Annotated in this window: 1 protein-coding gene and 1 pseudogene; both read left to right on the top strand. The window is 75.6% G+C overall.

From position 1 onward, the window contains the following. Window positions 1–1,633: type I polyketide synthase (locus tag BG452_RS25535; protein WP_188306710.1), on the top strand; the 1,633-nt coding region annotated here is incomplete at its 5' end. Window positions 1,634–1,706: 73 nt separating this feature from the next. Continuing rightward, window positions 1,707–7,584: pseudogene (locus BG452_RS25540) on the top strand (SDR family NAD(P)-dependent oxidoreductase); the annotation flags it as partial.

Below are 7,584 nucleotides of genomic sequence, written 5' to 3' on the forward strand. Positions count from 1 at the left end.
ACCGCGCCTCGCCGCCGCCCGCCTCGCCCTGCTCACCCGCGGCGCCGAGGCCACGGCCCCCGGCGACGTCACCGTCCTCGCCCAGGCAGCGGCCCACGGACTCATCCGCTCCGCCCAGTCCGAGAACCCCGGCCGCTTCCTCCTCGTCGACCTCGACGACGACCCGGTCTCCGACGCCGCCCTGCCCTGCGTCCTCGCCGCCCCCGACGAGCCGCGCCTGGCCGTCCGCGGCGGCGCGGTGACGGCGCCCCGGCTGCGCCTCCTGGCCGCCGGGGAAGGCCGGGCCTGGACCTGGAACCCCGCCGGCACCGTCCTGATCACCGGCGGCACCGGCACCCTCGGCGCCCTCGTCGCCCGCCACCTCGTCACCGAACACGGCGTCCGCCACCTCCTGCTCACCGGCCGCCGCGGCCCCGGCGCGCCCGGCGCGGCCGAACTCCTCGCCGACCTCGCGGCCCTCGGCGCCGACGCCCGCGTCGCCGCCTGCGACACCGCCGACCGCGCCGCCCTCGACGCGCTCCTCGCCACCGTCCCCGCCGAACACCCGCTCACCGGCGTCGTCCACGCCGCCGGAGTCCTGCACGACGGGCTGCTCGAAAGCCTGACCGACGACCAGCTCACCGAGGTGCTGCGCCCCAAGGCGGACGCCGCCTGGAACCTCCACCGAGCGACCCGGCACCTGGACCTCTCGGCCTTCGTCCTGTTCTCCTCCTTCGCCGCCACGGCCGGCGGCCCCGGCCAGGCCAACTACGCCGCCGCCAACGCCTTCCTCGACGCCCTCGCCCACCGCCGCCGTGCCGAGGGCCGCCCGGCCGTCTCCCTGGCGTGGGGATACTGGGGAGAATCGAGTGGAATGACGGCCACGCTGGGTGCCGTGGACATCGCCCGCTTCACGCGCTCCGGCATGCTGCCGCTCACGGCCGGCCAGGGCCTCGCCCTGCTCGACGCCGCGAGCCGCATCGACCGACCGCACCTGGCCCCGATCCGGCTCGACCGGCGCGCCCTCGCCACGACCGGGGACGCGCCGCTCTTCGCCGAGCTCGCGCCCCGCCGCGCCGTCCGGCGCACGGCCGCCGGCACCTCGTCCGGTCCCGGCCGTGGCCGCATGGACCGGCTGTCCGGCCTCGCCGCCGCGCAGCAGGAGAAGCTGCTGCTGGACGTCGTCGTCGGACACCTCGCCGCCGTCCTCGGCCACGGCTCGCCCAAGGCCGTCGACCCCGAGCGCGGATTCCTCGACCTCGGCATGTCCTCGCTGACCGCCGTCGAGCTCCGCAACCGCCTCAACGCCGAACTCGGCCTGCGGCTGCCCACCACGACGATCTTCGACCACCCGTCGCCCACCGCCCTCGCCGGGCGGCTGCGCGAGCTCGTCGGCGCGCCCGTCACCGCCGGGAGCCGGCCCGTCTTCGCCGAACTGGACGACCTGGAGACCGCGCTCTCGGCCACCGAACTGGACGCCGACTCCCGCACCCGGCTCCTCGCCCGCCTCAGGAGCCTCCAGTGGCGGCTCGACGGCTCCTCCGGGCCCGCCGACGGGCCGGCCACGGCCGCCGACGGGCCGGACGACGCGCTCGACGACACCACCGACGACGAGATGTTCGACCTGATCGACCGCGAACTCGGACTCGCCTGAGGGCCGCGCGCGGACCCGCCGCTGCCCCGCGAACCCGTACCACCCTTCCGAACTGCGAGGTTTCCCACCCATGGCCAGCACGTCCGAGGACAAGCTCCGCGACTACCTCAAGAAGGTCACCGCGGACCTGCGGCGCACGAAGCTGCGCCTGGAGTCCGTCGAGGCGAGGGACGCCGAGCCGATCGCGATCATCGGGATGGCCTGCCGCTACCCCGGCGGCGTCCGCACCCCGGAGGACCTCTGGCGGCTGGTCGCCGACGGCGCCGACGCCATCGGTGACCTCCCGGAAGACCGAGGATGGGACACCGGGGGCCTCTACGACCCCGCCCCCGGCACCCCCGGCAAGAGCTACGTGCGCCACGGCGGATTCCTCGACGGCGTCGCGGACTTCGACGCCGAGCTGTTCGGCATAGCCCCCCGCGAGGCCCTCGCCATGGACCCGCAGCAGCGGCTCCTGCTCGAATCCGCCTGGGAGGCCGTCGAGCGCGCCCGGATCGCCCCCGCCGCCCTGCGCGGCAGCGACACCGGCGTCTTCATCGGTGGCGCCGACACCGACTACGGCTCCCTCGCCCGGCAGACCGACGAGACCGAGGGACACCTGCTCACCGGCGGCGCCGTCAGCGTCCTCTCCGGCCGGATCGCCTACACCCTCGGCCTGGAGGGCCCGGCCGTCACCGTCGACACCGCGTGCTCCTCCGCCCTCGTCGCGCTCCACCTCGCGGTCCGCGCGCTGCGCGCCGGCGAGTGCTCGATGGCCGTCGCCGGCGGCGTCGCCGTCATGCCGACCCCCCGGCTGTTCACCGAGTTCTCCCGTCAGCGCGGCCTCGCCCCCGACGGGCGCTGCAAGCCCTTCGCGGAGGCGGCGGACGGCACCTCCTGGGCCGAGGGCGTCGGCGTCCTGCTCGTCGAGCGGCTCTCGGACGCCCGGCGCCTCGGCCACGAGGTGCTCGCCGTCGTCCGCGGCACCGCCGTCAACCAGGACGGCGCCAGCAGCCGCCTGACCGCGCCCAACGGCCCCTCCCAGCAGCGCGTCATCCGCGCCGCCCTCGCCAACGCCCGGCTCACCGCCGACCAGGTCGACGCCGTCGAGGCCCACGGCACCGGCACCACCCTCGGTGACCCGATCGAGGCCCAGGCACTGCTGGCGACGTACGGGCAGGACCGACCGGCCGACCGGCCGCTGTACCTCGGCGGCGTCAAGTCGAACATCGGCCACGCCCAGGCGGCGGCCGGTGTCGCGGGCGTGATCAAGACGGTGATGGCGCTGCGCGCCGGCGTGCTGCCGGCCACCCTGCACGTCGACGAGCCGTCCTCGCACGTGGGCTGGACGGAGGGCGCCGTCGAGCTGCTGACGGAGGCCCGCGACTGGCCGGAGACCGGCCGTCCGCGCCGGGCGGGCGTGTCCGCCTTCGGCATCAGCGGCACCAACGCCCACGTGGTCCTGGAACAGGCGGTGGAGATCCCGGCGGAGGAGCCCTCGGAGGCCGCCCCGGTCCCGGCCGTCGTGCCGTGGGTGCTGAGCGGTCGGACGCCGGACGCGCTGCGTGCCCAGGCCGCCCGCCTGCGCGACGTCGCTGCGGGCCTGCCGGTCGCGGACGTCGCGGCGGCGCTGGCCACGAGCCGGTCGATGCTCACCCACCGGGCCGTGCTGGTCGGTTCGGATCGGGACGCGCTGCTGCGTGGACTCGACGCGCTGGTGGCGGGTTCGGGCGGGGCCGTCGAGGGAGCGGTCCGGGGCGGCGGGACGGCGTTCCTGTTCTCGGGGCAGGGGTCGCAGCGGCTGGGGATGGGGCGGGAGTTGTACGCTCGCTTCCCGGTGTTCGCGGAGGCGTTCGACGCGGTGTGCGCGGAGCTGGACCTGCCCGTGCGCGAGGTGGCGTGGGGTTCGGACGCGGAGCTGCTGAACCGGACGGAGTACGCCCAGGCGGCGCTCTTCGCCGTCGAGGTCGCGCTGTTCCGGCTGGTCGAATCACTGGGTGTGCGGCCGGAGTTCGTGGCCGGGCACTCGATCGGTGAGGTGGCTGCGGCGCACGTCGCGGGGGTGTTCTCGCTGGCGGACGCCTGCGCCCTGGTGGCTGCTCGCGGCCGGCTGATGCAGGCGCTGCCGGCGGGTGGCGCGATGCTCGCGGTGCAGGCGACGGAGGACGAAGTCCTGCCGCTGCTGGGTGAGTTCGTGTCGATCGCCGCGGTGAACGGCCCGCGCTCGATCGTCGTCTCCGGCACGGAGGAGGCCGTCGCGGAGATCGAGGCGCACTTCGCCGATCGCAAGACGACGCGGTTGCAGGTCTCGCACGCGTTCCACTCGCCGCTGATGGACCCGATGCTGGAGGACTTCCGTACGGTCCTCGACGGGCTGACGTACCAGGCACCTTCGATTCCGCTGGTCTCCAACCTCACCGGCGACCTGGTCGAGGGCCTTCAGGGGCCCGACTACTGGGTGCGCCACGCCCGCGAGGCCGTCCGATTCGCCGACGGTGTGCGCGCGTTGGAGGCTGCCGGCGTCACCCGCTTCCTGGAGCTCGGCCCCGACGGTGTCCTGACGGCGCTGGCGGCCTCCACCCTTTCCGACGACGCCGTGCCGGCCTCCGCCCTCCGCAAGGACCAGGCCGAGGACACGACCCTCCTGACCGCGCTCGCACGCCTGCACGTCACCGGCGCGCCCGTCGACTGGGCCGCCCTCTTCGCCGGCGCCGCCGTCCGCCCGGTCGACCTGCCGACCTACGCCTTCCAGCACCGCCGCTACTGGCCCACCGCCGCCACGACGGCCGGCGACCTCGGCGCCGCCGGCCTCGACACCGCCGACCACCCGCTGCTCTCCGCCTCGCTCGAACTCTCCGACGACGACGGCCTGGTGTTCACCTCCCGGCTCTCCCGCCAGTCACACCCCTGGCTCGCCGACCACGTCGTGCGCGGCAACGTCCTGCTGCCCGGCACCGCGTTCCTCGAACTGGCCGTCCGCGCCGGCGACGAGGCCGGCTGCGACCGCGTCGAGGAGCTGACCCTGGCCGCACCGCTCGCCCTGCCCGAGCACGAGGGCGTCCAGTTGCAACTGCGGGTCGCCGCGGCCGACGAGAACGGCCGCCGGGCCTTCGCCGTCGCCTCCCGGCCCGAGGGCGCGGACGGCCGCGCCTGGGACCAGCACGCGACCGGCGTCCTGGCCGTGGGGGAGGCGCGCACCGCGTTCGACACGTCCGTCTGGCCGCCGACCGGTGCCGAGGCGGTCGACCTGGCCGGGCTGTACGAGGGCATGGCCGACGGCGGCTACGCGTACGGCCCGGTGTTCCGGGGCCTGCGGGCGGCCTGGCGGCGCGGGGACGAGGTCTTCGCCGACGTCGCCCTGCCGGAGGGCACCGAGGGCACCGGCTACGGCCTGCACCCGGCGCTGCTGGACGCCGCGCTGCACGTGACGGCGGTCAACGGGATGCCGCACGGCGTCGTGCCGTTCGCGTGGGAGGACGTGTCACTGCACGCCTCCGGCGCGTCCTCGGTGCGCGTGCGCGTCACGCGGACCGGTGAGGAGTCCGTCGCGGTGGCGGTCGCCGACGCCGAGGGCTCGCCGGTGGCGTCGGTGGGGTCGCTGGCCCTGCGCGCGGTGTCGGCCGGGGAGCCGGCGGCCGGGCGGGACGGGTTGTTCCGGGTGGACTGGGTGCCGGTGAAGGTCTCCGAGGCGCCGGAGTTCGTGGCGGTGGGGTCGCTGGCGGAGGTGCCGGTGGAGGTGCCGCCGGTGGTGGTCATCGAGACGGCCGCCGTCGACGACGACGTGCACGCGCGGACGGCGCAGGCGCTGGAGCTGGTGCAGGGCTGGCTGGCGGAGGAGCGTTTCGCGGGCTCGCGGCTGGTGTTCGTGACGCGTGGTGTGGTGGCGGGCGAGGACCTGCCGGGCGCTGCGGTGTGGGGTCTGGTGCGGTCGGCGATGTCGGAGGAGCCGGGCCGGTTCGGCCTGGTGGATCTGGCGGGTTCGGAAGAACTGCCGTCCGCCGCCCTGGGCGTGGACGAGCCGCAGCTGCTCGTGCGCGACGGGGAGGTCTTCGCGGCCCGGCTCGTGCGCGCCGAGTCGGCAGGCGAGCCGGCGGGCGAGCCGGCGGCGTGGGCGGGCGAGGGCACGGTCCTGATCACCGGTGGCACGGGCGGCCTGGGCCGGGTCATGGCCCGGCACCTGGCCGTCCGGCACGGTGTGCGGAAGCTGCTGCTGGTCAGCCGCCGGGGCGCGGACGCGGAGGGCACGGCCGAGCTGCTCGCCGAGCTGGCGGAGGCCGGTGCGGAGGCCGTCGTCGAGGCCTGTGACGTCGCCGATCCGGCCGCGGTGGCAGGCCTGTTCGCGCGGCACGAGATCCGCGCGGTCGTCCACACGGCCGGCGTGATCGACGACGGCGTGATCGGCTCCCTGACCGCTTCGAGGGTTTCGGAGGTCCTGCGCCCGAAGGCGGACGCCGCCTGGAACCTGCACCAGGCCACGAAGGACCGCGAGTTGACGGCCTTCGTCCTGTTCTCCTCCGTCTCCGGCGTCTTCGGCGGCCCGGGGCAGGCCGCCTACGCGGCGGGCAACGCCTACCTCGACGCGCTGGCGCTGCACCGCCGTTCGCTCGGCCTGCCCGCCGTCTCGCAGGCCTGGGGCCCGTGGACCCGCGACGGCGGCATGATCGGCACGCTCTCCGACGTCGACCTGCACCGGATCGCCCGCTCGGGCATGCCGGAGCTCACCCCCGCCGAGGGCGCCGCGCTGTTCGACGCCTCGCTCGCGGCGGGCGAGCCCGCGATCCTGCCGGTCCGGCTGGACCTCGCGGTGCTGCGGGCCCAGGACTCGGTACCCGCCCTGCTGCGCACCCTGGTGCGCGGCCGCGTCCGGCGCGCCGTGGTCGCCGGCTCGGCCGCCTCGGCGGGCCTCGCGCAGCGCCTGTCGGGGCTGGGCGAGGACGAGCGGCGTGCGGCCGTCCTGGAGCTGGTGCGTGACCGGATCGCCCTGGTCCTGGGCCACGATGCCGGCTCGGTCGTCGACCCGTCGCGGGCGTTCCAGGACCTCGGCTTCGACTCGCTGACGGCGGTCGAGCTGCGGAACCGGCTGCGGTCGGCGACCGGTCTTCAGCTGCCGACCACCGTCGTGTTCGACTACCCGACGGCGAGCGCGCTGGCCGGCTTCGTCCTGGAGGGCCTGTTCGGCGCCGAGGAGGCCGACGAACTCCCGGCCGTTCGAGCGGTGTCGTCGGACGACCCGGTGGTCATCGTCGGCATGGCCTGCCGCTACCCGGGTGGCGTCGAGTCGCCGGAGGACCTGTGGCGGCTGGTGGCCGACGGCGTGGACGCGGTGTCCGAGTTCCCGACGAACCGCGGCTGGGACGTCGACTCGCTCTACAGCGAGGACCGGTCCGTCCCGGGCACGTCGTACACCCGGCGGGGCGCGTTCCTGCACACCGCCGGGGAGTTCGACCACGAGTTCTTCGGCATGAGCCCGCGCGAGGCGCTGGCGACCGACGCGCAGCAGCGCCTGCTGCTGGAGACCTCGTGGGAGGCCTTCGAACGGGCCGGCATCGACCCGGTGTCGCTGCGCGGCAGCCGGACCGGCGTCTTCGCGGGCATCATGTACACGGACTACCGCTCGCTCCTCGACAGCGAGGAGTTCGAGGGCTTCCGAGGGAACGGCAGCGCCCCCAGCGTCGCCTCCGGCCGGGTGTCCTACACCTTCGGCTTCGAGGGTCCGGCGGTGACGGTGGACACGGCGTGCTCGTCGTCGCTGGTGGCGATGCACCTGGCGGCGCAGGCGCTGCGCGGCGGTGAGTGCTCGCTGGCGCTCGCGGGTGGCGTGACGGTGATGTCGACGCCGAACACCTTCGTGGAGTTCTCGCGCCAGGGCGGTCTGTCGGCCGACGGTCGGTGCCGTTCGTTCGCGGACGCGGCGGACGGTGTGGGCTGGGGCGAGGGCGTCGGCATGGTCGTGTTGGAGCGGCTGTCGGACG

Source organism: Streptomyces sp. CBMA123, from assembly GCF_014596465.1.
In the GTDB taxonomy this organism is placed as follows: domain Bacteria; phylum Actinomycetota; class Actinomycetes; order Streptomycetales; family Streptomycetaceae; genus Kitasatospora.